This window comes from Polaribacter sp. BM10 (assembly GCF_002005425.1).
Taxonomy (GTDB): domain Bacteria; phylum Bacteroidota; class Bacteroidia; order Flavobacteriales; family Flavobacteriaceae; genus Polaribacter; species Polaribacter marinaquae.
Genome location: NZ_CP019704.1, coordinates 571075 through 596802, shown reverse-complemented (window position 1 = coordinate 596802; position 25728 = coordinate 571075). Strand labels below are relative to the sequence as shown.

Here is a 25728-nt window from a genome sequence, read left to right as displayed (position 1 = left end):
TCATTAGGTTTCATTACGAATTTTACTATTTTAAAATTGTTGGCAACATTAATTATTATAGCCATCATAATTGTTTTTAATGCTAAAACCTCGAACGATTACAAATAAAAAAAGGATATATGTTTTCACATATATCCTATCTTTTTGTTTATAAATTGCTAAACCTTAGCTTTTAGGCTTATCATCTTTAGAAGCTTTGTTCCAAATTTTAATTTCATCTTCTATTGTAACTCCTTCTAATACCTCTACATTTACTCCGTCTGATGTTCCTAACTTTAAAGTTCTTTTTTCATAAGTACCTTCGCCTGTTTTTACCTCTACATATGGCTCTTCGGTTTTTTTATCAAACTTTAACAAACCTTCTTTTATAGATAAAACACTATCTTTTTTAACTAAAACAATATCTGCGTTTGCGCTATATCCTGCTCTAATAAAAAAGTTGTCGTCTAAAGATACATCTGCCTTAATCTTAAATTGTACTGCACCACCTTCTTCAGTTCCTTTTGGAGCAATAAAATTTAATTTTGCCGGAAATTTCTTTCCTTCAATAGCACCAATAGAAACTTCTATATCAGAATTCTTCACTAATTTTCCTACTTCAGATTCGTCTACTTTTCCTTCAAAAATCATTTTACTCATATCTGCTATAGATGCAATTGTGGTACCAGCATTAAAGTTGTTAGACTGAATAACTTGATCACCTTCTTTTACAGGAATCTCTAAGATTGTACCAGACATTTGTGCTATAATATTAGTGTTTGCTGCACCACCAGAACCCGCAGAACCTCTTTTAATAATTAAATAATCGTTTTGGGCGTTTTTTAAATCTTGTTTTGCTTGATTGTATGTAAGCTCTACTCCTTCATATTCTGCTCTTGCAATTACGCCTTTGTCAAATAAGTTTTTAGTTCTGTTATAAGAAATAGCTGCATTGTTTACTCTTAACTTTGCATTGTCTACTCTACCTCTTGCACTAATTAAAGATTGTTCGTTAGGCACAACTCTTACGGTTGCAATCAAGTCTCCTTTTTTTACTTTAGAGCCTTCTAACAACATTATTTTATCAATAATACCTGTAATTTGTGGCTTAATCTCTATTTCTTCTAAAGGTGTTACTTTACCTGTAGCCACAGTCTTTTTAACAATTGTGGTTTTAAAAGGTGTTTCTGTTTCATACTCTACAATACTTTTCTTGTTCTTTTTACCGAACCAAACAAGTGCTGCAATAAAACATACTGCGATAATTATTAAAATAATTTTAGATCTCTTACTCATGATTTGTTGTTAATTGATTTTATTCTTCTCTTAATGCTTCTATTGGTTTTACTACTGTTGCCATATGTGCCGGAATTAATCCTATTAATGTTCCTAGAAAAATTAATGTGGCAAAGGCAATTAAAATTATAGGTATGTTTACTGTAGGGTTTATCAACGGAATATCTTCATTGCTACTTGCTGCAGAATCTATTAAAAATAGTATTAAACTTCCAAAAATAATACCTAGCATACCCGCTGTTGTTGTTAAGAAAACAGACTCTAATATAATTTGTTGACGAATACTTTTTGGTGTTGCCCCTAAAGCTCTTCTAATTCCTATTTCTTTGGTACGTTCTTTTACGGTAATTAATAAGATATTACCAATAGCAAAAACACCTGCTATTAACGTTGCAATACCCACAAACCAAGTTAAAAATTGCATACCCGTAATAAAACCAGTAACCTTGCCTATTTCTTTACCAAGATTTACACTACCAAATGCTCTTTCATCTTCTGGATGCACTTTATGCAAACCTTTTAAGGTTAACAATATATCACTTTCCATTTGTTCGATGTTTGTACCTTCATTAGCGGTAATCATCATCCAATCTACTTTATTTGCTGTGTTGTATACTTTTCTAAAAGTAGTAAAAGGGATGTATGCACAATCACCATCAAAATTTATTGTATTAGAAGGTTTGTAAACACCAATAACCTTATAATTAATGCTATTTATTTTTACATATTGGCCAATAGGTATTTCTCCTTTATCAAACAATTGTTTGTACATGTCTTCTGATATGACGGTAACTTTTGCCGTAGATAAAATATCGTTCTCATTTAAAAAACGACCATAAAGTAATTGTTTTTTCTGAATTTGATCTAATACCGGATAATCTCCGCTTACTTGAAAATTTCCAGATTTAAAATCTTTTACAATTAAATTACTAGTTTGATTTCTTGGTGCTAATAATTTAATTTCATCACTATATTCAGATTTTAAAACCTCAATATCATGCATAGTTAAAGAAAACCTTCTTCCTTCTTGAAAACCTTTAAAAGGTGTATCTGTTGCTTGTGTCCAAACAAAAACACTATTTGTTGCAAAATTACCAAACAGCTTGTTAAAACCATTTTCCATTCCTCTGGCAGCACCTAATAAAACAACCAATAAGAAAATACCCCACAAAACCCCAATTATAGTAATTGCTGTTCTAATTTTATTTTTACGGATACTACCGTAAATTTCTTGCCAAGTATCTGAATCGAATAAAAATTTCATAATTAATCTGCTCTTAATGCTTCTATTGGTTTAATATTTGCTGCCTTTTTTGCTGGTACATAAGCCGCAATTAAGCCAGATAGAATTAAAACTATAGTTGCACCTATTACTATACCTGGGCTTACACTTGGGTCTTTTATAAAATAATCTTCTTCTAAACTATTACCAATCAAACTTAAAATATACGTTCCTAAGGTAAGCCCTAGATAACCTGCAAGTGTGGTAATTAAGACAGATTCTTGTACAACCATACCTACAATAGAAACGGGTTTGGCTCCTAAGGCTTTTCGAATACCAAATTCTTTTGTTCTTTCTTTGATTACAAAAATCATAATATTGGAAATACCTATAATACCTGCAACTAAAGTACCAGAACCAATTAAGATTACAATGGCATATAAAACACCCATAAACTGCCCAACACCTTTATTAGCTTCTGCCATATTTCTAACAGAAAGCGCACTTTGATCATCTGGATGAATATCCATCTTTTTTCTTAAATCACGCTCCATTTGATTTCCAAAAGCAACAGCCGCATCTAAACTTAAATTAGGATTGTACCCTAAAGCAATTTGGCTAATGTAATCATTATTACCATACATCATTTGTGCGGTAGTTAGTGGTATAAATGCTTTTCTTTCTTCGTTATCTCCGCCTTCATCAGAAAAAATACCTATTACTAAATATGAACTTCCGTTTACGTTTACCCTTTTTCTTAACGCAGGTCTTTCACCAAATAAATCTTTTTTAAGCAACCTACCAATTACAATTACTTTCGATTTTTCTTTTAAATCTCTTTCATTTAAATACCTACCTTCATCAATAATTGTTTTTTCTAAATATTGATGATCTGGGTTTACAGCCATTACACTATAATTGCTTGCCTCATTTTTATACTTAATGGTAAAGTTTTTATAAATTCTAGAAGATTTGTATTGAATTTTGTTTCCGTACTCCTCAGTAATATAATCGTAGTCTTTATTTTTTAATTGAACGGTTCTACCTGTTTGCAAACCTTTGTAAGGTTTAGAGGTTTTCCAAACTCTTACAAACATGGCATTTTGCGCATCATCTGCAAAAGCACCTTTAAAAGAATTACTTAATCCGCTTACAATACCAAATAATAAAGTAAACAGTAAAATTGCAAAGGCTACCGTAAAACCAGACATTACAGAACGTAATCTGTTTTTGTTTATACTCTGAAAAATTTCTCTCCAACGATCTAAATCAAACATATTAAACGGCTTTAGCTTTTCCTACTGCAGTTATTTCATCACTAATAATTAAACCGTCTTTTAAACGTACCACTCTTTTGGTTTGTTCTGCAACTTCTTCTTCGTGTGTAATAACAAAAACCGTCATTCCTTCATCATTAATATCCTTTAACAAATCCATTACAGAATCTGTTGTAGTAGAATCTAAGGCTCCTGTTGGCTCATCGGCTAAAACAACTTTAGGTTTGGTAACCAAGGCTCTTGCAATGGCAACACGTTGTTTTTGTCCACCAGAAAGCTCGTTTGGTAAATGGTTTGCCCAATCTTTTAAACCAACTTTTTCTAAATAATCTAAGGCTATTTGCAAACGTTCTTTTCTTGCCATACCTTTATAATACAATGGCAAAGCAACATTTTCTACAGCTGTTTTGTAAGATATTAAATTAAACGATTGAAAAATAAAGCCTAAGAATTTATTACGCAAAATTGCTGCTTTCTTCTCGTTCATGTTTTTTATCAACTGCCCATTTAAGTGGTAAGTACCTTCGTCATGCACATCTAATAAACCAACAATATTTAGTAAGGTAGATTTTCCAGAACCAGAAGATCCCATAATAGAAACAAATTCGCCTTCTTTAATATGTAAATCGATTCCTTTTAAAACGTGTAGAGAGTCTTTACCAATTGGGTAAGATTTATGCAGTCCTTCTATTTTAATCATTTGGTGGTTGTTTTGTATAAAAGTATTGATTACCAATGAGTACACTTACTAATTTTTTGTTAAAAGCAAGAATTCATATTTCAAATACAAACATAAGACGTCTTAAAATAAATTATGTTACAAGAAATTTTAAAAAACTTAAAGTATCTTTGTTATAAATTCACAAGAACCTTTTTAAATGCTTGATATTCCTAAAAATAAGAAGATAATTTTATTTGATGGTGTTTGTAATTTATGCAATAATGCCGTTACAAAAACAATTAAATTCGATAAAAAAAACGAGTTTCTTTTTGCTGCTCTTCAATCTAAAAAGGGTACAGAAATTATAAACTATTTAGGCATCGATACTCGCAAACTAGATTCTATCATTCTTTATGAACCTGGCGTATCTTATGATGTAAAAGCTACAGCTGCTTTAAAAATTATGCAATCTTTTGGCGGTTTATGGCATTTGACACGTATATTTTATATATTTCCAGAAAGTTTTAGAAATCATGTGTACGAATTTGTTGCTAAAAACCGTTACAAATGGTTTGGCAAAAAAGAGCAATGTATGATACCTACTAAAGAACTGAAAGCTAAATTTTTAGATTAATTATGAAATTGATTAACGCCTTAAAATGTGGGGTAATTTCATTTGTTTTAACAATCGTAATAATTGTTCTATCAATTTATATGAATGAGACAAATACTTATGTTTCTTCTACAATAGTAGGTTTAATAGCAGCTATTATTTTATTATTGTCCATTATCGGAATGATATTTTTAATTACAGAAAGAAAGAAGCCCCAAAAAAATCAAATATTTGTGTCTTTTCTAATAAACTTATTGTTTTTAATGATGTATTCTTACCTAATAATTTCTAATTGGAAATAAAATGAAATTACCTTCACAAATAAAGTGTGTTATTTTTGATATGGACGGTGTAATTATAGATTCTGAAGAGATTCATAAAAAAGCCTATTATGAAACCTTCAATTCTTTAAATGTTCATGTTTCTGATGCTTTGTATAAATCTTTTACGGGTTCTTCTACAATTAACGCTTTTCAGAAATTAGTAAAACACTTTCAGCTAAATGAAAATCCAGAAGATTTGGTTTTAGATAAACGTAGACGATACGTAAACTTTTTTGAAAACGATCCTAACTTACATTTAGTTGCTGGTGTAGAAGATTTGATAAAATACCTCTACCAAAAAAACATCACATTGGTATTAGCTTCTTCTTCTGCCATGGTAAACATCAACCGTGTTTTTGATCGTTTTAATTTACACCAATATTTTGTGGCTAAAATTAGTGGCGCAGATTTAAAGGAATCGAAACCAAACCCAGAAATTTTTAACAAAGCAGCAATTCTAGGAAATACACCTAAAGAAAATTGTGTGGTTATTGAAGATTCTGATAATGGTGTTAAAGCTGCTAATGATGCCAATATCTTTGTATTTGGGTATGCCAATGTTTTATCCGAAGGTCAAACTTTAGAAAATGCCGATGCGGTTATTAAAGATTTTAAGAACTTAAAATCGATGCTATAACCACTTGTAAATAGCACACTATTACGTAGATTATTTACGAACTGTACTTTTTTTGTATCTTAGAGATTCTTAGTTTTTTATAAAAAATAAATTTCTAAAACCAAACCAATGAATCTCGAAAACAATAAAAAAAATGCTATTGCATTTTATAAAATGGCTTATAATGGTAATCCTGAAAAGGCAGTAGCACTATATGTTGGTGATAAGTATATTCAGCACAATCCTTTAGTAGCAGATGGCAAACAAGCGTTTATCGATTATTTTACTAGAATGCATAAAGAGTATCAAGACAAATCTATTCGGTTTGTAAGAACAATTGCAGAAGGCGATTTGGTGGCGCTTCACACACATCAAATTTGGCCTGGGAACGACCAATATGTTACTATGGATTTTTTCCGTTTTACAGATGATGGTAAAATTGTTGAGCATTGGGATAGTATTCAGCAAGTTCCAAATACATCAGCAAACAATAATACGATGTATTAATTATTGCTATAAAGAACAGCATACGAATTAGTTAAAATGTAATCATTAATTATTTAGAAAGTTCTACAAAAATTCGAACAGCAATTTATGTGAATTTAATGTAATGTTTCTTTTAACTTTAATACTAAGTATGTATCAATACACTATAATTTTAGTAAATTTCACAAAACAAGTAAATAAAGACCCCATTATAATTAATGCAGCTAAAAGAAAATTATAAAAAAATTAGAACTGCCACAGTAGATTTCTGTAACCACTTAGAAATAGAAGATTTTGCCATACAAGTGGTAAAATTTGCGAGTCCTGCAAAATGGCACTTGGCACATACCACTTGGTTTTTCGAAACTTTTATATTAAAAGAAATAGACAAAAATTATAAAGAATTTGATGCTAATTTTAACTACTTATTTAATAGTTATTACAACAATGTTGGTGCTAGAATTTTGCAAAACAACAGAGGCAACATGTCTAGACCAAGCACAAATACTGTTTTTGAATATAGAGCGTATGTAGATAGTAAAATGTTAGCAGTAATGGACTCGATAACAAACCAAAAAATTATCGATTTAATTGTTTTAGGCCTGCAACACGAGCAACAACATCAAGAATTATTAGTTACGGATGTAAAATACATGTTGGGCCACAATCCGCTATTACCTAGTTTTCAAGAAAATTACAATTTAGTTTCAGATAAAAATGCGGTAAACACAAGCGTTAAAGTAGATGCAGGTGTGTATACTATTGGGCATCAAGAAAAAGGATTTTGTTATGATAATGAACTTGGTGTACATAAAGTTTATGTGGCCGATTTTGAAATAGACAATTACCTTGTAACCAATAAAGAATATATAGAGTTTATTGAAGATGGCGGTTACACCAATTTTAATCTTTGGTTAGATGAAGGCTGGTCTTGGATACAAAATGAACATATAAAGGCGCCTTTGTATTGGCATAACATAGACAAGCAATGGCAGTATTACACTTTAGCAGGTTTGCAAAAAATAGACTTAGACGCAATATTGTGCCATATTAGTTATTTTGAGGCCAATGCATTTGCAACTTGGAAAAACAAACGATTACCAACAGAATTTGAATGGGAAATTGCTTCTAAAAAATTAAATTGGGGCTTGCGTTGGGAATGGACAAATAGTGCTTATCTACCCTATCCTAACTTTGTTACAGCAAACGGTGCCGTTGGCGAATACAATGGTAAATTTATGAGTAACAAAATGGTGTTAAGAGGTGCATCTACCGCTACCTCGGCAAATCATAGCAGACACACTTACCGTAATTTTTTTAGTGCAACAGATAGATGGCAGTTTACAGGAATTCGATTAGTAAAATAAGATGACAGAAACTTTTAAAGAAGAAATAAAACAAGGTTTATCGGCAATACCTAAAACATTGCCTTCTAAATATTTTTATAATAAAATTGGCGACGCACTTTTTGTACAGATAATGAATCTGCCCGAATATTATTTAACCAGAAGTGAGTTTGATATTTTTAAAAATAAAACCCAACAATTAATAGATGCTTTTGGTATTGATAAAAATACACATTTCGAGTTGATAGAATTGGGCGCTGGCGATGGTACAAAAACCAAAGAACTTTTAAAAGTTTTAGATGCTCAAAAATATCGTTTCGATTATATGCCAATAGATATTTCTGCCAATGCTTTAGCGCAATTAAAAAACAATTTAGCCAAAGAATTGCCTAATGTTTCTGTAAAAACCCAACAAGGAGATTATTTTAATGTGCTACATTCTCTAAAAGAAAACAACAACCCAAAAGTAATGTTGTTTTTAGGTTCTAATATTGGTAACATGGATGATGAAATTGCTACAGAATTCATTTATAATTTAGGTGCAAATTTGCAAAAAGGCGACAAATTGTTATTAGGTGCAGATTTGATAAAATCGAAAGAAATTGTATTGCCTGCGTATAATGATACACAAGGTATTACGGCAAAATTCAATTTAAATTTGTTAGACCGAATCAATACAGAATTAAATGCAGATTTTAATACATCGCAATTTAAACATCAACCAGAATATAACGAAGAAGAAGGTATTGCCAAAAGTTTTATTGTAAGCACTAGCGATCAAGAAGTAACAGTACAACAATTAAACAAGACTTTTCATTTTAAAGAAGGTGAAAAAATTCACACAGAAATATCAAGAAAGTATAACGATATTTTAATACAACAAATTATTGCAAACACTAGCTTTACTCTTGATACTAAAATTATGGATAGTAAGGCTTATTTTGCTGATTACATATTAACAAGAAACTAAAAATAATTTGCTATGAAATTAGCACTATATGGCTTGGGTAGTAGAGCTACTGCTTATTATTTACAAGAATTAAACAAGCAATACAATTTAAAAAAAGGCGGATACAGCACTTGCCCACTTTGGATGTATAACACTAATTTTGATACTATAAATCCGTTATTGCCAAACGTTTCTAAACCATTAGACGTTATCGTTGCAAAAGATTTACAAGAAATAACAGCATTACAACCCGATAAAATTATAGTACCAAATATTACGTTGCACGAAACAATAGATCGTGTTGCATCTGCTACAGCAATTATACATCCGTTGCCTTTAACGCTCGCTAAAATAAAGCAACACCAAGTTGCTAAAATCGTTTTAATAGGTTCTTTACATAGCATGAATGCAACTTACTTACGTTCATTTTTTAAAGAAAACGGTATTGCAGTAGTACTACCTACAGCTAAAGAAATGGAATTAATTGACACCGCAAGAAAAGCAATTTATGCCTATACAGAAACAGAAGAATTAGTGCAAGATTACCAAGCTATTTTAAAAAAGTATGCAGCCAAACATATTGTAGTAATTGCATGTACAGAACTTTCTATACTAAAGCCACAAGGAGTTAGAACTATTGCAGACATGGCAGATTTACAAATTCTAAACGCAGTACAAACAATTATATAAAACAAAAAAGCCTTTGCAAATGCAAAGGCTTTTTTTATACAATCATTTATAATTATGCTTCTGTAGAAGCCTCTTTAATGGCTACAACTTCGATATCAAATACCAAATCTCTACCCGCTAACGGATGATTTCCATCAATTATAATAGCGTCTTCCTTTACCTCTACTACCATTAAATTCATTTCGCTACCGTCTGGAGCTTTCGAAACCAACCCCATACCTACTTGTGGCTCCATGTCTTGTGGTAAGTCTTTTTTAGCAACTTCTTGTATCAATTGTGCATTTACTTCGCCATACGCATCCTCTTTGGCAATGTTTAGTGTTTTTTTCTCGTTCAACTTCATGTTTAACAACCCTTTTTCAAAACCAGGAATCAAACGTCCTTCTCCTAAAGTAAACTCAATTGGTTCTTTTCCTTCCGAAGTATCAAATATTTGTCCGTCTGTTAATTTTCCTGTGTAATGTACTTTTACAGTGTTGTTCTCTTTTACTTGCATCATACTACTATGTATTTCTTTTTTAAGTTTGATAAACTACAACTCTTGCACTTTACAAACTTTTTTAATTTACACATACAAAGCCTCCAAAACCAAGCCAAAGCAATTAATTTAGATAAAACTTGTATCTATAGCTTAAATATGTGGTTTCAAATATAAAACATGTTGCTATCATTGGTTTTAAAAGGCATTAAGAACAACCCGTAAGTTTGTCAGTCTAAATAAATTTAAGGTAATCTTGTCATCAAAATAAGTAAAAACACGACTCTAAAATTTATACGATTAATTTTAAATTTCATTTTAACCTTCTTTTACAAACTACTATTTTTGCAAAATGGATACTAAGAAGCAGGTAATAAAAAAATTGCAACGTTCGGTTGCAGAAGCTATCAAGCAATTTTCTATGATTGCAGAAGGAGACAAAATAATGGTGTGTCTTTCTGGCGGAAAAGATAGTTATGCAATGTTAGATATGTTATTATATTTTCAGAAAGTAGCACCTATTTCCTTTGAAATTGTTGCCGTAAACTTAGACCAAAAACAACCCGGTTTTCCAGAAGAGGTACTGCCTACTTATTTAAGCAACCTAAAAGTACCTTATAAAATTATAGAAAAGAATACCTATAAAGTGGTAATGGATAAAACACCCGAAGGTAAAACTACTTGCAGTTTGTGTTCTCGTTTAAGAAGAGGTACGTTGTATGAAGCTGCCAAAGATTTAGGTTGTAATAAATTGGCATTGGGCCACCACAGAAATGATATTATAGAAACCTTTTTCTTAAACTTTTTCTTTGCCGGTAAAATGGAAACCATGCCACCAAAGTTTAAAAACGATGCTGGCGATTTAGTAGTGTTAAGACCTTTGGCTTTTTGTAAAGAAAGCGATATCGAAACCTATGCGGCGTATCAAGAATTCCCGATTATACCTTGTAATTTATGCGGATCGCAAGAAAACTTACAACGTAAAAAAGTAAAACAAATGATTGCCGATTGGGAACAGGAATTCCCGAATAGAAACTCGATTATGATGAATGCTTTGCAAAACGTTTTTCCGTCGCATTTACTAGATCATAACTTGTACGATTTCGAGAACTTAGAAACCAAAGTAACAGAAAATGTATAGTAAGGTTGTAAACCACTTACACCCTACTACTTTCTTTATACACAGTTATCCCGCCTTTTAATTTTCTTTTCATTTTAAGAGCCGGTTGGTAATTGATATGAAACTTTTTAATGTTTCGTTTTACACTTAGTGCTTCTGGTGCAGCTGCAGCAACACCGCTAAAGCCCATTTTAAACTTTCCCACATCACCAAGATCTACAATTTTACCATCGCTTAAATGATAATCTAACTTTTTACCCAAAGCCATTAACACAGCTTTTACATCTACACTATGCAAAGTACACTCGTTGCTAATGCTTTCGCTTAAGGTATCTAAATCTATGGTACCTGTATTTACGGCTTGTAAAATATAATTCTCGGTATTTTTACCAATACTATTATTTCTTTTAGAAATTCTGTAACGTAGCGCCATTTGTAATTTATTTTTTGTATATTGTTAATTATCTTCTATTTACCTACCAATTTTAAATCTACAAATTATTCTACAATAATTTTAAAAATATACTAGTATATTTTTAAATAAATACTACAATAGTTACACAAGAATTCTAGTATTGCTCTAAACTACCTCAGCAGCAATGCAACAATACCTACTGAGCAATGCAACAAAACCTACTGACGTATGCACAAACGCACCCTAGTGCAAATAGTATAACCTTACCACGCATAAATAGTTTACTTATAAACAAAAATGTATTTACTATTGGCTTTTACATATAAATACACGAAATTCGCTGAAGTTGATTATAAATCGTTGAAACGATTGTTATAAATGTCTTATGCTATGGAAAATAAAAAAATAAAGAATGACATCAAATAAAATAGAATATATAGACAAGTTGTTTTTGTCTTATAATTATCAATTAGCTGATCAATCGAATCATAAAGTTAGAGTCTATACATTAAGGTATGGTATGTATCACGCAGCTGAATTTATATTATTCGATGAAGATTATGATATATCTAAAATAAAAAATGAATATTCTGAATTAGGGTTTGCAACAGATGTTAGAATACTAAATGACATTGATGAAATTGAAGAATATTTATTTGAAGGTTTCTTTATAAAAACACCGCTAGGTAATGAATTAAAAAATAGGTACAAACAATTTGTTAATAGGCAACTTCAAAATTTACCTGAAGGAAGTACATATAAATATATAAACAGCTCTTTTGATTTATTGCTTCAAGATGAATCAAAAAATATTATTGAAAGTAAGTCTTACGATGCAAGTTTAGAAACTAATATTATTGATAAAATTAATGGGTTATTGAGTGAGGTTAATGGTGCAATTTTTATAATAATTGAAGCACCTGCTGGATTTGGTAAAACTTGCACAGCTAATGAAATACTTAATGCTTTTTCTCCAAGTGAATGCAAACAACTACCTTTCTTTACGGAACTATCAAGAAATAGGGAAGCTAGGGTTTTTAAACATATTTTATTAAATGAAATTGATGAACAGTTTCCGAATGGAATAAAACAAAATATAGTTGTTGAACAAATCACTAAGGGTAGAATACCATTAATTATTGACGGTTTTGATGAATTAATTTCAAAAGAAAGCAATAAAGAAGAGGTTGAAAGTATGCTAACCACAATTATAGAGCTTTTAAAAGGTGACGCAAAAATTATAATTACATCTAGAAAAACTGCCATATTTAATAGTGATGAATTTCTTAATTCTATTTATGATTCTAACAATGAATTCTCACTTGCTCGCTTTGAAATAAAAGAACCTAAAATAGAAAACTGGTTAGATAACGAAAGAATTGAGGTCATAGACAAAGCAAACTTTCCTGTTGCTCAAATTGCTAATCCAGTTCTTTTATCTTACTTAAGAAACATTTCATTAGATGTCCTAAAAGGCTACGTGCTCGAAACAAATGACGGCGCATTGATAGACAAATATTTGGACTATTTATTAAAAAGAGAGCAACAAAGACAAAACCTAAAATTAGATAATGAAGACCAATTAAAAATTTTCAGAAAATTGGTGAGATTTATGACAGAGTACAACATAACTGCAGAATCTAAAGAAACTATTAAAGATTTCATAAAGGATTATAATCAAAAATTATTACAAAACAGTCTGAAGTTATATATAGCAGAAGAAAAGCCTTCAATCGAAGATTTAATTGAAACTCTATCAAACCACGTATTTCTTGATAGGAAACCTAATGGTGATGTTGGAATTATAAATGATTTCATTTTTGGACATTTAATAGGTGAAAACTTAATCCTTGAAAAATATCAAGAGCATTATGATAATTTTGAAAAGATAATCCCTCAAGATTTCGCAATAAAATCCATAGATTCATTTAAAATTCAAAGTAAAGTAAACAAAGAAAACTTATGGTCAATTTTCAATGAAGAGAATTTTGAATATGAAATTGGATTTTATTTTGATTTAGATTATACTTTTTCAAAACAACCAAATCGAGATTATAAAAACCTTTTTGTATTCGATAAGGAACTATCAAACTTGAAATTTGATAACAATTGTAGATTCGAGTCATCTGCTTTTTCATCAGTTATATTTAATAATTGTGTCTTCGATATCAATTTATTTTTCGACACGTCATTTCAAAATTGCTCTTTCTATAATTGTTCAATTGTAAATCAACAAACAAGTAAACCTTACAGCGACTTTGCTCTATTTGCCTGTAATTCAGACAATAATTTAGTTACTGATATTTTAAATCTATTTGAAAACCCGACCAATAACGAAGTAAAGAAAAAAATCACTCTTTCTGAAGATATGGTTCTTAGGCATTTTTTTCACGTCGATGGCGTAAAACCTAGAGCTCGTAAATTTTCATATATTAAAAAGCTACTTCATGAGTATCACGATAAAGAGATCAATAAGGTTATAGATTCTTTAAAGAGTAAAAAGTTTTTACATTTCAAGGATGATGTTGGATTTATTACCAGAGAAGCAATTTATCATCTTAAACACAGCGAAAACAAATGATAGCAGGCTTTCAAATAATAGAGAAGCAAATTCAACAAAAAATAGTTGATGAATTGAACAAAGTAGGCCTCTTGTATAGGATTTTTGTTAGAACAAAAAATGAAAAATCAATAACTGAAAAAATTCAGAGAAAGAAAGAAGAAGGTAAACCATATCAAGAAAATGGCAAAAAAATTCAAGATGTTATTGGTGTTAGAATAGTAACATATTTTAAAGACGACATCAACGTTGTAAAAGAAATTTTAAATAATAAGTTTATTTTTATTGATGAAGAAATTGATGAGTTAGAATTAACTGTTTTCAAACCAAAAAGAACAAATATTATTTGTGAATTCGACGAAAGTCAAATTCAGATTTTGAAAGAAGTTAATTCAGTTTCTGAAAAATTGAATTTCAATTTAATCGATAATACTTTCGAACTTCAATTACGTACTATGTTATCTGAAGGGTGGCACGAAATAGATCATAGTTTAAGATATAAATGTAAAGACGACTGGCATGAACATAAGGAAAGTGAAAGACTTTTGAACGGTATTTATGCTAGTTTGGAGACTAATGATATTGCTCTCAAAAATTTATTCAATGAATTATCTTATCGACATTTTAAAAGTAAAAATTGGGAAGCATTATTGAGAAATAAATTCAGATTACAATTTCAATTATCAAATTTGAAAAGCGATTTAAAAGACATCCTTAACAATGATATTTTGATAGGAAAACAAATCTTAAAGGTAGATAGAACAACTTTTCTATTAAAAATTTCTAAATCAGATTTATCAATACCAATGAATTTTAACAACTTATTATATTTACTTAACGTTATTGAATTAAAAAACGAAAAACTTTTAGAAAAAACACCTGAATTAATAAAATCCACACATAATTATTTATGAATTTAATTGTATTTCCAGTTTTATAGTTTTTAAGAAAAATTTTGCAGCCCCACAGACGTTTATTTATTTACTGAGTTTAAAATCAGCTATTCTGCATGTTCTAAAAACTTTAAAAAAAAATTAGTTCTGTTATAGTAATATGCTAAAACAAAAATCTTTAATTAATAAAATCTAACTAAAGAACTCTATATTCACCATTCTATACACAACCACAACAATGCAAACCACAAAGCTAACATCAGAAAGTATTTTACCTCTTACCTGCTCTAGAGCCGGTACTTGTTGTTATGGGAAAGCCGTAATGTTAAATCCGTGGGAGTTGTTGCAATTTAGCATCGAAAAAAAAGTATCTGCTAAAACGTTTCGAGATTTGTACACAGATTTTGGTGGCGTTCGTTTAACTTTTAATGGTACAAAAGATAGCAAAGGGCAAAGTGCATGTAGTCAATATATAGATACCAAAGGTTGCAGTGTGCATAATGGTAGGCCTTTGGCTTGTCGTTTGTATCCTTTAGGGCGTCAAATACAATTTAACAAAGCACATTATATGTTCGAGGGCAAAGCGTTTCCGTGCTTAACAGATTGCGCAGAGGTTTTAAATTTGCCCAAATTAACGGTGGGTAACTATTTAAAAGGACAAGGAGCAACACCTTTTGAGAATGCCCAAGATGCCTATTTAGAAATCATGCAAAATATTGCAGATGTAGCCTTTCAGTTGTTATTAGAAACCGGTTTGTCTGCATCCGGAGACACCAAAACACTGCAATTGTGGCAAGAAATGGGCAACGCATTACCAGAAGACTTAACCCAACGCATTGCTACCGATTGGTTAGACGCTTTAATGTTGCCAACTATAGATAGTGCTATTAACAACCCCATTGACTTTGCTACGGCACACAACGAGCTTTTAATGGCTAAAATTCAGGATAATTTTGGTGGCTTAGATACACTAGACAAAATTAGCGATGCGGCTGTTGTTTTAATTGGCGTAGCTTTACAATTGGCAAGAGGTTTGGGCGCAAATACCAAAGAAATTGCAAGCCATTGGGTAGCTACTGCAAAAAGTCATGGTGCTTTAGACTAATTGTTGTTAACTTTGTTTCTAGAAAAAGAAACACTTCTTAAAATTGTAACCGATGAAAATATTGCATACTGCCGATTGGCATTTGGGACATAGACTGCACGAACAATCTCAATTTGAAGAACAAACCCTATTTTTAGAGTGGTTAGAAAACTACATCATCGATACTAAAATTGATGTTTTATTAGTTTCTGGCGATATTTTTGATTCGGGTTCGCCATCAAACCAAAGTTTAGAAATGTACTACCGCTTTTTAATGAATTTAAAAGCAACTACTTGCAAATCGGTTATTATTACGGGCGGTAATCATGATTCCCCCGGAACTTTAAACGCACCAAAACCTATTTTAGACGCTTTGTCTATAAAGGTAATTGGTAAAGCAACTGAAGACATTAAAGACGAAGTTTTTAAAATTGAGGTAAACAATGAGCAGGTAATTGTTGCCGCAGTACCTTATTTAAGAGACGGTGATATTAGACGTGCGGTTGCCGGTGAAACTTTTGACGAGTTGATAGACAAATATAAAACCGCTTTAATACATCATTACGATGCCGCAGCAGAAGCTTCTAAAGAAATTAACAAGAAGAATGCACCTGTAATTGCCATGGGGCATTTGTTTGCCACAGGCGGATCTGTTTCTGATAGCGAGCAAAATATTTATGTAGGTACTTTGGGCCATATTGGTGAAGAAGATTTTAATACGTATTTTGATTATGTGGCTTTAGGCCATTTACACAGACCCCAAATAATTGGTGGCAATGAGAAGGTTCGATATTCAGGATCGCCAACTGTGTTGAGTTTTAGCGAAGTTGGTTACGAGAAAAAAGTTATTGTATTAACTGTAGAGGATAATACCATCTGCAATATTGAAGAAGCAATTGTGCCGAGGTTTCGCGAATTTTATAAAATTACAGGCACTGTAGCAAGTTGTATTGAAACCTTTAATGAGCTTACCACCAACAACTACAATTTAACACCTTGGGTAGAAATTGTATTAAAAGAAGACCATACAGTAAATACCGAAAGTTTAAAACGTGCCGCAGAACATCATGCTTTTGAAATCTTAAAAATTGGCTTACAAAGAGAACGCTCTATTAAAGGAATTGAAGAATTGTTAGAAAACACAAAATCTATAAAAGAATTGGTACCTACAGAAGTTTTTAAACTAAAATGCAAAGAAATGGAATATGATTTAGAGCAAAAACCTGCCATTTGGGATGCTTTTAATGAAATTTTACAAACCGTAAAAAAGCAATAAAGGCATCTAGTTATGAAAATTTTAAAAATAGAATTACAAAATATCAACTCTTTAAAATCTGACACGCCGATTTGTATCGATTTTAACAGTGAACAATTTAGAGATGTAGGTTTGTATGCCATTACAGGTGCTACAGGTGCCGGCAAAACAACTATTTTAGATGCCATTACTATTGCCTTGTATCATAATGTACCAAGATTTAACGGTACAAAAGGCACACTTTTAGATGTAGTAAGCCATGGCGCAACAAACGCATACAGTAGAATTGTATTTAAAAACAAAACGGCTTCTTTTGAAGCTTTTTGGGGTGTAAGAATTGCTGATAAAAATGGTAAACTCTATAAAAATGCCAAAGAAGAAGTCAGCTTAAAAAACTTAACTACAGGCGTAATTTTAGCTACTCAAAAAAGACAATTATTAGCAGAAGTTTTAAGAGTAACCCAATTAGACTACAACCAATTTTTACGATCTGTAATGCTTGCCCAAGGTGAATTTGCAGCATTTTTAACAGCCAAAGGACCAGAAAAAGGAAAGCTTTTAGAACAAATTACTGGTGAACAGATTTATAAAAAAATTGGGCAAAGTATTTTAGAAAGAAAAGCAAAAGAAGAAAATATCTTAAAAGAAATTCAGGCAAAAATTAATGCGGATGATATTTTAAGTGAAGACGATAAAAAGAAATTATTAGAAGAAAGCAACGGCATTGCAACGGCGATTACAAAATCTGAATCTGAAATTAAAACCTCGCAAGCGGTTGTTGATTGGTATACAGAATTTTCTAAATTGACAAAAGCAAAAGAAGACAATGAAAAAAATTCTGAGGCGATTGACAAATACGTTAAAGAACAAAAACCGAAATTAGATGCCTATGCTTTGCACGAGAAAGCTTTGCCTTTTAAAGAAAAGATAAAAGAATTAGTTCTTACTGAAAAATCTATTTTAGAAAAGCAAAAAACTGTAACTCATTTAAACAAAGAACTGAATGATTTAAAGCCAAAAATTACTCAATTTGAAGCGCAAGTTAAAACAGACACCACTGCTCTTGAAAACCAAGAAAAGAATTTTAAACAATGGTTGCCAAAGTTTGAAGAGGTTACAACATTAGATGCTACGTTTAACACCGAACAACAAGTAAAGTTAAAAACATCAGAAAATATTAAGCTAATAGATGTAGAAATAAAAAAAGAGCTTATAAATAAACAAAAACTTACAGAGCAATTTGATAAAGTTGATGCACAAATTAAAGCGGCAAAAAACTATTTAAAAAACAACTACTTTCTAACAGAGGTTGCCAAAGAATTAACCCATTGGAGAGAAGATTTTTCGGCTTTAAAAGCACACAATGCCATTGTAATTGAAAGTACCAATATTTTAAATAAACTTGAAAAAGATGCAATAACTACAGCACAAGTTTTAAAAGATAAAAAGCTACTTTTTGATAAAGAAATTATAACATTTAAAGAGTTTGATAGTAAAATAAAAGCTCTTAATAAAAAGACAGAGAATAATACCTTACAAGACATTTTACAACAACAAGCAATTGATGTAAAAACAATAAATAACTGGAAACAACTAAAAAGTCTTTCAGAACAGTACAACCTTTTTCAACAGCAGATAACAAATATTGTTTTAGAAATACAAAAATTAACAAAAGAAGAAAAGGAAGTACAAACCAATCTTACCGTTTTAGAAAAAGACTTAAAAATGCAAGAAGACCTGGTATCTGATGCTACTAAAATTTTAGAATTAGAACGCAGCATTGCCAAGTATGAAGCTGATAGAGCAAATCTAACGCAAGGAGAACCTTGTGGTTTGTGTGGTGCTACCGAACATCCATTTACAAAAAACACACCAAAGATTCAAATTAGTGAGGCTACAGTAACACTCAACAAAAGAAAAGAAGACTTTAGTAAATTAAGTATAAAGCAGCACCAATTTGTACAACAAAAAACGACAATAATTACCCGATTAGAAAATGCAACTAATCAATTAAAAAAGAAAAAAGAAGAAATTGCTGAACTAATTTTAAAAGCGAAGGCAACACCTATTTCTATTGAATTATCTAACCTAGAAAAAATTGATAGTGAAATTAAAAGTTTAGAGCATCAATTAAAAATTCATGAAGAGAATTTACAAATTGCTCAAAATATTCAGAAAGAAAAAGACCAACTTACCAAAGCAATGCAATTGCAACAGCAGACAAATAGTGCTTTAAACACACAAATTGCAACGTTAGAAGAACAAATTAAACATGCTAAAAATTCTACCGAAGAACACAGCAAAAAAGTAATTGTAAACACAAAACTTGGCAAAGAAATAAAAGAGCGTTTAAAGATTTCTTTAGCCAAATACACGTACACATTACCAAGCATACCAGAAAGCAGTCTATTTCTAAAAAATATAGACGAAAATATAGCTGCATACAATGCTAAAGAAAAAGAGATTGCCGCATTTGAGTCTGAACAAAAGGTATTAACAACCAAGTTAGAAAGTATTGATGCCAATTTAAAAGTTAAAGATCAGGATATTAAAAACCTGCAAAAAACTTTAAAAGAAAAAATTGAGATTTTAGATAAAATCCTTGGGCAACGAATAGCTATTTTGCCAAAAGAAGTATCCGTAGATTTTAAAAGAACAACGTTACAAGCGCTCACAAAAAAATTATCAGATAAAGAACGTAGTAGCAAAGAGGCACTTAATAATTTGCAGAATTTAAGAACTAAACAAGAAACATCTTTAGCAAATACAACTATTGATTTAAAAAAACTTGAAGGCTCTAAAATCGAATTAGAAATCAACTTGAATAAAGAAATACAAGCTAGTAATTTTGCGACACGTAAAGCTATTGAATTGGCTCTTTTACCTGATGAATTAAGTGCAAATTATAAAAATTTAAAAGAAAGAGTTCACGAGAATTTATTAAAAATAAAAACATTAAAAGAAAACAATTTACAAGAATTTAAAAACTTAGAAAACCGTAAAAATTTTACAATTACAGCGGAAGAAAGTAAACAGTTCTTAGCCACCGCGAAAAATAAAAAAGAAGCCCTTTTAACAGAAAAAGGTAAAATTGAAGAAGCGTTTAGAAAAGACAAAGAAATTAAAGATAGAAACAAAGAGGTCTATAAAAAAATAGACATTCAAAACGAAATTTGCAACGTTTGGCGAGAGTTGTTTAAAATTATTGGTAACTCAAAAGATGCGTTTAATGTGTATGTGCAACGTTTAACATTAAAACAATTATTAGATTTGGCAAATGTGCATTTGTACAATTTGAACAAGCGTTATTCGTTAAAATTAGAAGATTCTTACAAACCCAAAGAAGAACTGAACTTTAATTTGATAGACCATTACCAAACAGATAGAGCAAGATTGGTAGATACTTGTAGTGGAGGTGAAAAGTTTATTATTAGTTTGGCTTTGGCATTGGGGCTGTCTGATTTGGCAAGTAAAAATGTAAAAATAGATTCTCTTTTTATAGATGAAGGTTTTGGTACTTTAGATGGCAATACTTTAGAGACGGTAATTGCTACATTAGAAACTTTACAATCTCAAGGTAAAACAATTGGTATTATTTCTCATGTAGAAAACTTAAAAGAGCGCATACCAACACAAATTCAAATTACCAAAAAAAGTAGCGGAGTAAGTACAGTAAAAATTGTGTAACGCAGCATGTGCCTTTATTAAAAACAAAAAACGGCTTTAAAAAATTAAAGCCGTTGATTGATTGATAAAAACTTCATTACGACCCTACTTATAATTTAGTAAAAACCCCCATTTCGACTAATCTATAGAAAAAAATTTCGTACGAGCAGGGTTCGTAATGCGTTTATTTATAAATTTTAGCTAATTATTTTCTTTAAAATGCTAAAACCTTTTTTTTCATGTTCATCTACAGTTCCATCTGCAAAAAGCACTTGTTTTATATTCTTTAATAATTCTTCTTTTTCGATTTGAGTAAACTCATTATCTGAAACAAAAGATTGTATTTTATCTAAATTTTCTTCATCAGAATCTACAACAACCTCTGTATGCATTCTATGAAAAGTTACCTCATCTACTTTGGTTCGTATATAATCTTGCTCAGCAATATCTTCTACATGGTTACAATGAGCTGCATATAATAATACGTAGGCTTCAAAGTCTTTTTTAGTCCAATCTAAATTCATACTTCTTTTACAATTGGTAAATTACCATTACTAGCCCATTCCGTCCAAGAACCATCGTAAACAGCTGTATTTTTAATTTCTAAAACTGCTGCTGCTAAGGCTAAAATTGAAGCCGTTATACCTGATCCACAGGTAAATATGATTTCATTTTCGTTTTCAAATTTAGTAAAAATTTTAAATAAATCATCAAAAGATTTCATTTTTCTGTTTTCTAACACAAATTTGAATGGAATATTTATAGAATTCGGAATATGTCCGCTAGATAATTCTGGTCTAGGTTCTGGCGCTGTTCCTAAAAATCTTTCTTCTGAACGAGCGTCTATAATAACACTGGTGTCGTTAGACATTGCTTTATAAACTGCTGCTGTATTTTTAAGTTTATTTGGCTTAAAATCGACTGTAAAGTTCCCTTTATCACTTTTAATAGAATAGTTAGCAACAGTAGGATAGTTGTTAGCATTCCATTCTGGCAAACCACCATCTAAAACCGCTATGTTTTGAAACCCCATTAGCTGAAACATCCACCAAACTCTTGGCGCACTATAAATGCCTAAATCATCATAACAAATTATTACAGAATTGTTATTTATACCTAATTCTTGAGCTTTTCTTTCAAATACTTCTGCCGTTAAAACTGTATTTGGTAACGTTGCATTTTGATCTGAAAAAGTCTTTTTTAAATCAAAAAACAGGGCACCTTTAATACATTTCTTTGCAATGTGTGTTGTATCAACATCCGTCACTTTGGGTATTGTACAGTCTAAAACGACAAGATTTGTATCATTTATATGCTTGTACAACCAATCTACAGTTACTAACGGTTTTGTTATTTTTAAAGACATTTTGTAGACGTATTATTTTACTTCGTCGTAATGATCGTCCCAGTTTTTTGGTGTTGGATTGTCGTGTAATTTACCAACAGATTTGGCAACTAAAGAGGCAACAGTTGCATCTCCGGTAACATTTATTACGGTTCTACACATATCTAAAGGCCTATCTACCGCAAAAATTAATGCCAAACCAATGGCTAATTTGTCTGCCGGAAAATTAACCGATTCTAATACAATTACCAACATTACCATACCTGCACCAGGAACTGCCGCAGAACCAATAGAAGCTAATAAAGCTGTAATTATAATTGTTAATTGATCTACAAACGTTAAATCGAATCCAAGTGCTTGTGCAATAAAAACTGCTGCAACTGCTTGATATAAAGAGGTTCCATCCATATTAATGGTAGCACCAACCGGTAAAACAAAACTAGATACTTCTTTATCTACACCAATGTGCTCTTCTACACGCTCCATAGTTACAGGTAAAGTAGCTGCACTAGAACTTGTAGAAAACGCCAATAATTGCGCCGGACTTAATTGTTTTAAGAACCAAAAAGGATTCTTTTTTGTAAACACTTTTACCAAAATCATGTAAAAAATAACCAATAAAAATAAACCACCAACAACGGTTGCTGCATACTTTAAAAGTGCAATTAATAAATCTGGATCATTAGAAGACACCACTACATTAGACAATAAAGCAAATACTGCAATTGGCGCAAATAACATAATTAAATCGACCATCTTTAAAACAACTTCATTTAAAGAATCGAAAAAATCTTTTAAAGGCTTCGATCTTTTTTCTCCTATTAAAAGCATAGAGATTCCTAAAAATATTGTGAAGAAAATTACTTGTAACATCGATTTGTTGTTACTCATAGCTTTCATTGCATTATCTGGCACCATGTCTACTAAAAACTGTAAAGGCCCGCTACTTTTTTGTTTTGAAGCTTCTGCAATTTTTGCTTGCACACCTCCACTGTTGGCATATGTTTCTGTTAATTTTGTAATAGTTTCTTCTGATATACCATCACCTGGCTTCACAATATTAACCAACAATAAACCAATGGTAATCGCTATAACTGTTGTAAAAATATAGATACCGATTGTTTTTAAACCAATATTTTTAAACTTAGAAATGTCTTTTAAGTCTGAAATTCCCTTCACCAAAGAAGCTATAATTAAAGGAACTGCAATTAACTTTAATAATTTTACAAAAATGCTTCCAAAAGGATTTATCCAATTGGCAACAAAAGTAGAACCACCGTCTACTGTTGTCATTAACAATCCAAAAAGGATACCTACAACCATTCCTATTAAAATCTTCCAGTGTAATGCTAGTTTCTTCATCTATTTGTTTAAAATTATTTTAGTTGTGAAAGATAAAAAAATAATTAAAAATTTAAGTGACTTTATTTGTATATTGTGTCATATTTTTAGAAAACATTCATATTAATTATTAAAAACATAAAAATGTCAGGTATATTAGACTTATTAAACAGTGATTTAGGAAAACAAATTGTTTCTGGTGTAGCAGGTTCTACAGGTAACGATACAAGTAAAACAGGAAGTGCATTAACAATGGCTTTACCCGTTTTAATGAAAGCAATGGAAAGAAACGCTTCTTCTCCTGAAGGTGCAGCTGGTTTAATGGGAGCTTTAACAGGTAAACATGATGGTAGTATTTTAAACAACTTAAGTGGTTTATTTGAAGGTGGTGTTGATGAGTCTGTGAAACAAGATGGTGCTGGTATTTTAGGTCATATTTTAGGTAGTAAACAACAAGGTGTAGAACAAGTAATTAGTCAGAAATCTGGTTTAGATGCTAGTTCTGTAGGAAATATCTTAAAAGTTGCTGCACCAATTTTAATGGGTGTTTTAGGTAAACAAAAACAAGAACAAAATATTAGCAATTCTGGAGATTTAACAGGTCTTTTAGGTGGTTTGCTAGGTGGTAGTTCTGCGAACAACGATCAAAGCTTTTTAGAGAAAATTTTAGATGCTGATGGTGACGGGAGTGTAATTGATGATGTTGCAGGAATGGTTTTAGGAGGAAATAAGAGTAAAGGTGGCCTTGGAGGAATGTTAGGTGGTCTTTTTGGAAAATAAGTTTTCTACATTTTTAGATATAAAAAAAGCTCAAACATATTGTTTGAGCTTTTTTTATAAAGTTTAAGTGTTACTTTTTATAACAAGACTTGTATATTTCTTCGTACACTGGTAAAATACTATCTAAAGAAAATTGTTTGGTATGTGCTTTTGCATTTTGTTTAAACTGCTCTAAAGTTGCATCGTCTTTAACAATTGAAATGGCGTTTTTAGCCATGTCTTCTACATCTCCTAAATTACTTAAGTATCCTGTTTGGCCATGAATGTTTACTTCTGGCAATCCGCCTGTATTGGTAGAAATAACAGCTGTACCTGCCGCCATTGCTTCTAATGCTGCCAAACCAAAACTTTCTGTTTGTGATGGTAATAAAAACACATCTGTATAACATAAAATTTTAGCAACTTCTGTGCTATTTCCTAAAAAGAAGACATCATTAGTAATTTTTAAATCTTTTACTAATTTTTCTGCTTTTGCTCTTTCTGGCCCTTCACCAATCATTAATAATTTAGAAGGAATTTCCTTTCTTACTGCGGCAAAAACCTTAATTACATCTTCTACCCTTTTTACAGGTCTAAAATTACTAACATGCGTAAAGATTCTTTCGTTTGGTTGTGCCAAAGCAATTCTTTTACATTCTTCTTTATGTGCATTGTCGTACTTTTCTACATCAATAAAGTTGTAAATTACTTTTATATCTTTTGTAATATTGAATAACTTATTGGTAGTATCTTTTAAATTGTTAGAAACAGAAGTAACTACATCAGAATTATTAATACTGAATTCTACGGCTGTTTTATAGGTTGGATGACTACCAACCAAAGTGATATCTGTACCATGTAATGTAGTAACTACACGCACATCTAAACCTTTTTCTTTTAACATTTGCTTTGCCATATATGCAGCATACGCATGCGGAATTGCATAATGTACATGTAAAACTTCTAAATCGTGTTTTCTTACGACTTCTACCATTTTACTTGACAACGCCAACTCATAGGGTTGATATTCGAAAAGAGGATATTCTTCGATAACAACTTGGTGAAAATGTAGATTGTGAGATAAAAAATCTAAACGAACTGGTTGATTATATGTTATAAAATGAACCTCATGTCCTTTATTAGCCAATGCCATACCTAATTCTGTAGCTACTACTCCACTTCCTCCGAAGGTTGGATAACAAACAATACCTATTTTCATGTAATTTCTAAAAAGGTTAAAAAATTAAATTCTTAGTTGTAAAGATACTTTTAATCTTACACTATTATTCTAAATAAAAATATAAAAGAGTTTTTCAAATGCATGAAAAACTCTTTTTGTGATTTATAATAATAG

At 31.0% G+C, this 25728-nt stretch carries 24 protein-coding genes; 14 read left to right on the top strand and 10 right to left on the bottom strand.

What is annotated here, in order from left to right; all coding sequences use genetic code 11:
* Positions 1-165: 165 nt before the first annotated feature.
* Genes BXQ17_RS02480 through BXQ17_RS02465 form a run of 4 tightly spaced genes read right to left on the bottom strand, consistent with a single transcriptional unit; the run spans position 166 to position 4474 of the window.
* Positions 166-1275, bottom strand: coding sequence for an efflux RND transporter periplasmic adaptor subunit (locus BXQ17_RS02480; RefSeq protein WP_077809113.1), 1110 nt, complete (start codon positions 1273-1275; stop codon positions 166-168).
* A 19-nt stretch (positions 1276-1294) separates the two neighbouring features.
* Entirely contained in the window at positions 1295-2539 is a 1245-nt protein-coding gene (locus BXQ17_RS02475) for an ABC transporter permease (RefSeq protein ID WP_077809112.1), read from the bottom strand.
* A gap of 2 nt (positions 2540-2541) precedes the next feature.
* Positions 2542-3774, bottom strand: coding sequence for an ABC transporter permease (locus BXQ17_RS02470; RefSeq protein WP_077809111.1), 1233 nt, complete (start codon positions 3772-3774; stop codon positions 2542-2544).
* Position 3775: 1 nt separating this feature from the next.
* Positions 3776-4474: an ABC transporter ATP-binding protein gene (locus BXQ17_RS02465; RefSeq protein WP_077809110.1), complete on the bottom strand. Its 699-nt coding sequence runs from the start codon at positions 4472-4474 to the stop codon at positions 3776-3778.
* A 178-nt stretch (positions 4475-4652) separates the two neighbouring features.
* Between BXQ17_RS02465 and BXQ17_RS02460 the strand changes: the two genes are divergently transcribed.
* From BXQ17_RS02460 to BXQ17_RS02430, 7 genes are all read left to right on the top strand, one after another.
* Positions 4653-5069, top strand: coding sequence for a thiol-disulfide oxidoreductase DCC family protein (locus BXQ17_RS02460; protein ID WP_077809109.1), 417 nt, complete (start codon positions 4653-4655; stop codon positions 5067-5069).
* Between the two features lie 2 nt (positions 5070-5071).
* Complete coding sequence (locus BXQ17_RS02455; protein WP_149025850.1) at positions 5072-5350, top strand: hypothetical protein; 279 nt, start codon at positions 5072-5074, stop codon at positions 5348-5350.
* Between the two features lies 1 nt (position 5351).
* On the top strand, positions 5352-6008 hold the full coding sequence (locus tag BXQ17_RS02450; RefSeq protein ID WP_077809107.1) for an HAD family phosphatase: 657 nt from the start codon (positions 5352-5354) through the stop codon (positions 6006-6008).
* Between the two features lie 108 nt (positions 6009-6116).
* Positions 6117-6494: a nuclear transport factor 2 family protein gene (locus BXQ17_RS02445; protein ID WP_077809106.1), complete on the top strand. Its 378-nt coding sequence runs from the start codon at positions 6117-6119 to the stop codon at positions 6492-6494.
* Positions 6495-6691: 197 nt separating this feature from the next.
* Complete coding sequence (gene egtB / locus BXQ17_RS02440; RefSeq protein ID WP_077809105.1) at positions 6692-7840, top strand: ergothioneine biosynthesis protein EgtB; 1149 nt, start codon at positions 6692-6694, stop codon at positions 7838-7840.
* 1 nt (position 7841) lies between these two features.
* On the top strand, positions 7842-8789 hold the full coding sequence (locus BXQ17_RS02435; protein WP_077809104.1) for an L-histidine N(alpha)-methyltransferase: 948 nt from the start codon (positions 7842-7844) through the stop codon (positions 8787-8789).
* A gap of 12 nt (positions 8790-8801) precedes the next feature.
* On the top strand, positions 8802-9458 hold the full coding sequence (locus tag BXQ17_RS02430; RefSeq protein ID WP_077809103.1) for an aspartate/glutamate racemase family protein: 657 nt from the start codon (positions 8802-8804) through the stop codon (positions 9456-9458).
* A gap of 52 nt (positions 9459-9510) precedes the next feature.
* Here BXQ17_RS02430 and BXQ17_RS02425 read toward each other — a convergent pair whose 3' ends face one another.
* Positions 9511-9957 (bottom strand): peptidylprolyl isomerase, encoded by a 447-nt coding sequence (locus BXQ17_RS02425; protein ID WP_077809102.1) that lies wholly within the window; start codon positions 9955-9957, stop codon positions 9511-9513.
* Positions 9958-10288: 331 nt separating this feature from the next.
* Here BXQ17_RS02425 and ttcA point away from each other — a divergent pair, with 331 nt between their 5' ends.
* Positions 10289-11077: a tRNA 2-thiocytidine(32) synthetase TtcA gene (gene ttcA / locus BXQ17_RS02420; protein WP_077809101.1), complete on the top strand. Its 789-nt coding sequence runs from the start codon at positions 10289-10291 to the stop codon at positions 11075-11077.
* A 16-nt stretch (positions 11078-11093) separates the two neighbouring features.
* Here ttcA and BXQ17_RS02415 read toward each other — a convergent pair whose 3' ends face one another.
* Complete coding sequence (locus tag BXQ17_RS02415) at positions 11094-11489, bottom strand: DNA-binding protein (RefSeq protein WP_077809100.1); 396 nt, start codon at positions 11487-11489, stop codon at positions 11094-11096.
* A 394-nt stretch (positions 11490-11883) separates the two neighbouring features.
* Here BXQ17_RS02415 and BXQ17_RS02410 point away from each other — a divergent pair, with 394 nt between their 5' ends.
* The 5 genes from BXQ17_RS02410 to BXQ17_RS02390 all read left to right on the top strand — a co-directional run bounded on the left by BXQ17_RS02410 (position 11884) and on the right by BXQ17_RS02390 (position 20950).
* Positions 11884-14052: an NACHT domain-containing NTPase gene (locus BXQ17_RS02410; protein WP_077809099.1), complete on the top strand. Its 2169-nt coding sequence runs from the start codon at positions 11884-11886 to the stop codon at positions 14050-14052.
* Entirely contained in the window at positions 14049-14945 is an 897-nt protein-coding gene (locus tag BXQ17_RS02405) for a hypothetical protein (RefSeq protein WP_077809098.1), read from the top strand. The genes BXQ17_RS02410 and BXQ17_RS02405 overlap by 4 nt, the downstream gene beginning before the upstream one ends.
* A 217-nt stretch (positions 14946-15162) precedes the next feature.
* The gene (locus BXQ17_RS02400; protein WP_077809097.1) at positions 15163-16029 is read left to right on the top strand and encodes a YkgJ family cysteine cluster protein; all 867 of its coding nucleotides are present in this window, start codon (positions 15163-15165) and stop codon (positions 16027-16029) included.
* 52 nt (positions 16030-16081) lie between these two features.
* Positions 16082-17284, top strand: a complete 1203-nt coding sequence (locus BXQ17_RS02395; protein ID WP_077809096.1) for an exonuclease SbcCD subunit D C-terminal domain-containing protein — start codon at positions 16082-16084, stop codon at positions 17282-17284.
* Between the two features lie 12 nt (positions 17285-17296).
* Positions 17297-20950 carry an AAA family ATPase gene (locus tag BXQ17_RS02390; protein WP_077809095.1) on the top strand — a complete coding sequence of 1218 codons (3654 nt, stop codon included), beginning with the start codon at positions 17297-17299 and terminating at the stop codon, positions 20948-20950.
* A 176-nt stretch (positions 20951-21126) separates the two neighbouring features.
* Here the strand turns inward: BXQ17_RS02390 and BXQ17_RS02385 are convergent, their stop codons facing one another.
* The 3 genes from BXQ17_RS02385 to BXQ17_RS02375 are packed head-to-tail and all read right to left on the bottom strand — an operon-like array spanning position 21127 to position 23636.
* The gene (locus BXQ17_RS02385) at positions 21127-21453 is read right to left on the bottom strand and encodes a hypothetical protein (protein ID WP_077809094.1); all 327 of its coding nucleotides are present in this window, start codon (positions 21451-21453) and stop codon (positions 21127-21129) included.
* Positions 21450-22295, bottom strand: coding sequence for a sulfurtransferase (locus BXQ17_RS02380; RefSeq protein WP_077809093.1), 846 nt, complete (start codon positions 22293-22295; stop codon positions 21450-21452). Before BXQ17_RS02380 ends, BXQ17_RS02385 begins: the two co-directional genes overlap by 4 nt.
* Before the next feature lie 12 nt (positions 22296-22307).
* Entirely contained in the window at positions 22308-23636 is a 1329-nt protein-coding gene (locus tag BXQ17_RS02375; protein ID WP_077809092.1) for a dicarboxylate/amino acid:cation symporter, read from the bottom strand.
* 123 nt (positions 23637-23759) lie between these two features.
* Between BXQ17_RS02375 and BXQ17_RS02370 the strand changes: the two genes are divergently transcribed.
* Complete coding sequence (locus BXQ17_RS02370) at positions 23760-24395, top strand: DUF937 domain-containing protein (protein ID WP_077809091.1); 636 nt, start codon at positions 23760-23762, stop codon at positions 24393-24395.
* Positions 24396-24465: 70 nt separating this feature from the next.
* On the opposite strand, the gene bshA is transcribed toward BXQ17_RS02370, so the two are convergent.
* On the bottom strand, positions 24466-25593 hold the full coding sequence (gene bshA / locus BXQ17_RS02365) for an N-acetyl-alpha-D-glucosaminyl L-malate synthase BshA (RefSeq protein ID WP_077809090.1): 1128 nt from the start codon (positions 25591-25593) through the stop codon (positions 24466-24468).
* Between the last annotated feature and the right edge of the window lie 135 nt (positions 25594-25728).

Bases quoted from the DNA above. Each gene is read 5' to 3' on its own strand.
- BXQ17_RS02470 (WP_077809111.1), bottom strand. From the start codon at position 3,774: ATGTTTGATTTAGATCGTTGGAGAGAAATTTTTCAGAGTATAAACAAA.
- BXQ17_RS02415 (WP_077809100.1), bottom strand. From the start codon at position 11,489: ATGGCGCTACGTTACAGAATTTCTAAAAGAAATAATAGTATTGGTAAA.
- BXQ17_RS02460 (WP_077809109.1), top strand. From the start codon at position 4,653: ATGCTTGATATTCCTAAAAATAAGAAGATAATTTTATTTGATGGTGTT.
- egtB (WP_077809105.1), top strand. From the start codon at position 6,692: ATGCAGCTAAAAGAAAATTATAAAAAAATTAGAACTGCCACAGTAGAT.
- BXQ17_RS02375 (WP_077809092.1), bottom strand. From the start codon at position 23,636: ATGAAGAAACTAGCATTACACTGGAAGATTTTAATAGGAATGGTTGTA.
- BXQ17_RS02380 (WP_077809093.1), bottom strand. From the start codon at position 22,295: ATGTCTTTAAAAATAACAAAACCGTTAGTAACTGTAGATTGGTTGTAC.
- BXQ17_RS02480 (WP_077809113.1), bottom strand. From the start codon at position 1,275: ATGAGTAAGAGATCTAAAATTATTTTAATAATTATCGCAGTATGTTTT.
- ttcA (WP_077809101.1), top strand. From the start codon at position 10,289: ATGGATACTAAGAAGCAGGTAATAAAAAAATTGCAACGTTCGGTTGCA.
- BXQ17_RS02455 (WP_149025850.1), top strand. From the start codon at position 5,072: ATGAAATTGATTAACGCCTTAAAATGTGGGGTAATTTCATTTGTTTTA.
- BXQ17_RS02465 (WP_077809110.1), bottom strand. From the start codon at position 4,474: ATGATTAAAATAGAAGGACTGCATAAATCTTACCCAATTGGTAAAGAC.
- bshA (WP_077809090.1), bottom strand. From the start codon at position 25,593: ATGAAAATAGGTATTGTTTGTTATCCAACCTTCGGAGGAAGTGGAGTA.
- BXQ17_RS02400 (WP_077809097.1), top strand. From the start codon at position 15,163: ATGCAAACCACAAAGCTAACATCAGAAAGTATTTTACCTCTTACCTGC.
- BXQ17_RS02445 (WP_077809106.1), top strand. From the start codon at position 6,117: ATGAATCTCGAAAACAATAAAAAAAATGCTATTGCATTTTATAAAATG.
- BXQ17_RS02475 (WP_077809112.1), bottom strand. From the start codon at position 2,539: ATGAAATTTTTATTCGATTCAGATACTTGGCAAGAAATTTACGGTAGT.
- BXQ17_RS02430 (WP_077809103.1), top strand. From the start codon at position 8,802: ATGAAATTAGCACTATATGGCTTGGGTAGTAGAGCTACTGCTTATTAT.
- BXQ17_RS02370 (WP_077809091.1), top strand. From the start codon at position 23,760: ATGTCAGGTATATTAGACTTATTAAACAGTGATTTAGGAAAACAAATT.
- BXQ17_RS02435 (WP_077809104.1), top strand. From the start codon at position 7,842: ATGACAGAAACTTTTAAAGAAGAAATAAAACAAGGTTTATCGGCAATA.
- BXQ17_RS02425 (WP_077809102.1), bottom strand. From the start codon at position 9,957: ATGATGCAAGTAAAAGAGAACAACACTGTAAAAGTACATTACACAGGA.
- BXQ17_RS02450 (WP_077809107.1), top strand. From the start codon at position 5,352: ATGAAATTACCTTCACAAATAAAGTGTGTTATTTTTGATATGGACGGT.
- BXQ17_RS02385 (WP_077809094.1), bottom strand. From the start codon at position 21,453: ATGAATTTAGATTGGACTAAAAAAGACTTTGAAGCCTACGTATTATTA.
- BXQ17_RS02390 (WP_077809095.1), top strand. From the start codon at position 17,297: ATGAAAATTTTAAAAATAGAATTACAAAATATCAACTCTTTAAAATCT.
- BXQ17_RS02395 (WP_077809096.1), top strand. From the start codon at position 16,082: ATGAAAATATTGCATACTGCCGATTGGCATTTGGGACATAGACTGCAC.
- BXQ17_RS02405 (WP_077809098.1), top strand. From the start codon at position 14,049: ATGATAGCAGGCTTTCAAATAATAGAGAAGCAAATTCAACAAAAAATA.
- BXQ17_RS02410 (WP_077809099.1), top strand. From the start codon at position 11,884: ATGACATCAAATAAAATAGAATATATAGACAAGTTGTTTTTGTCTTAT.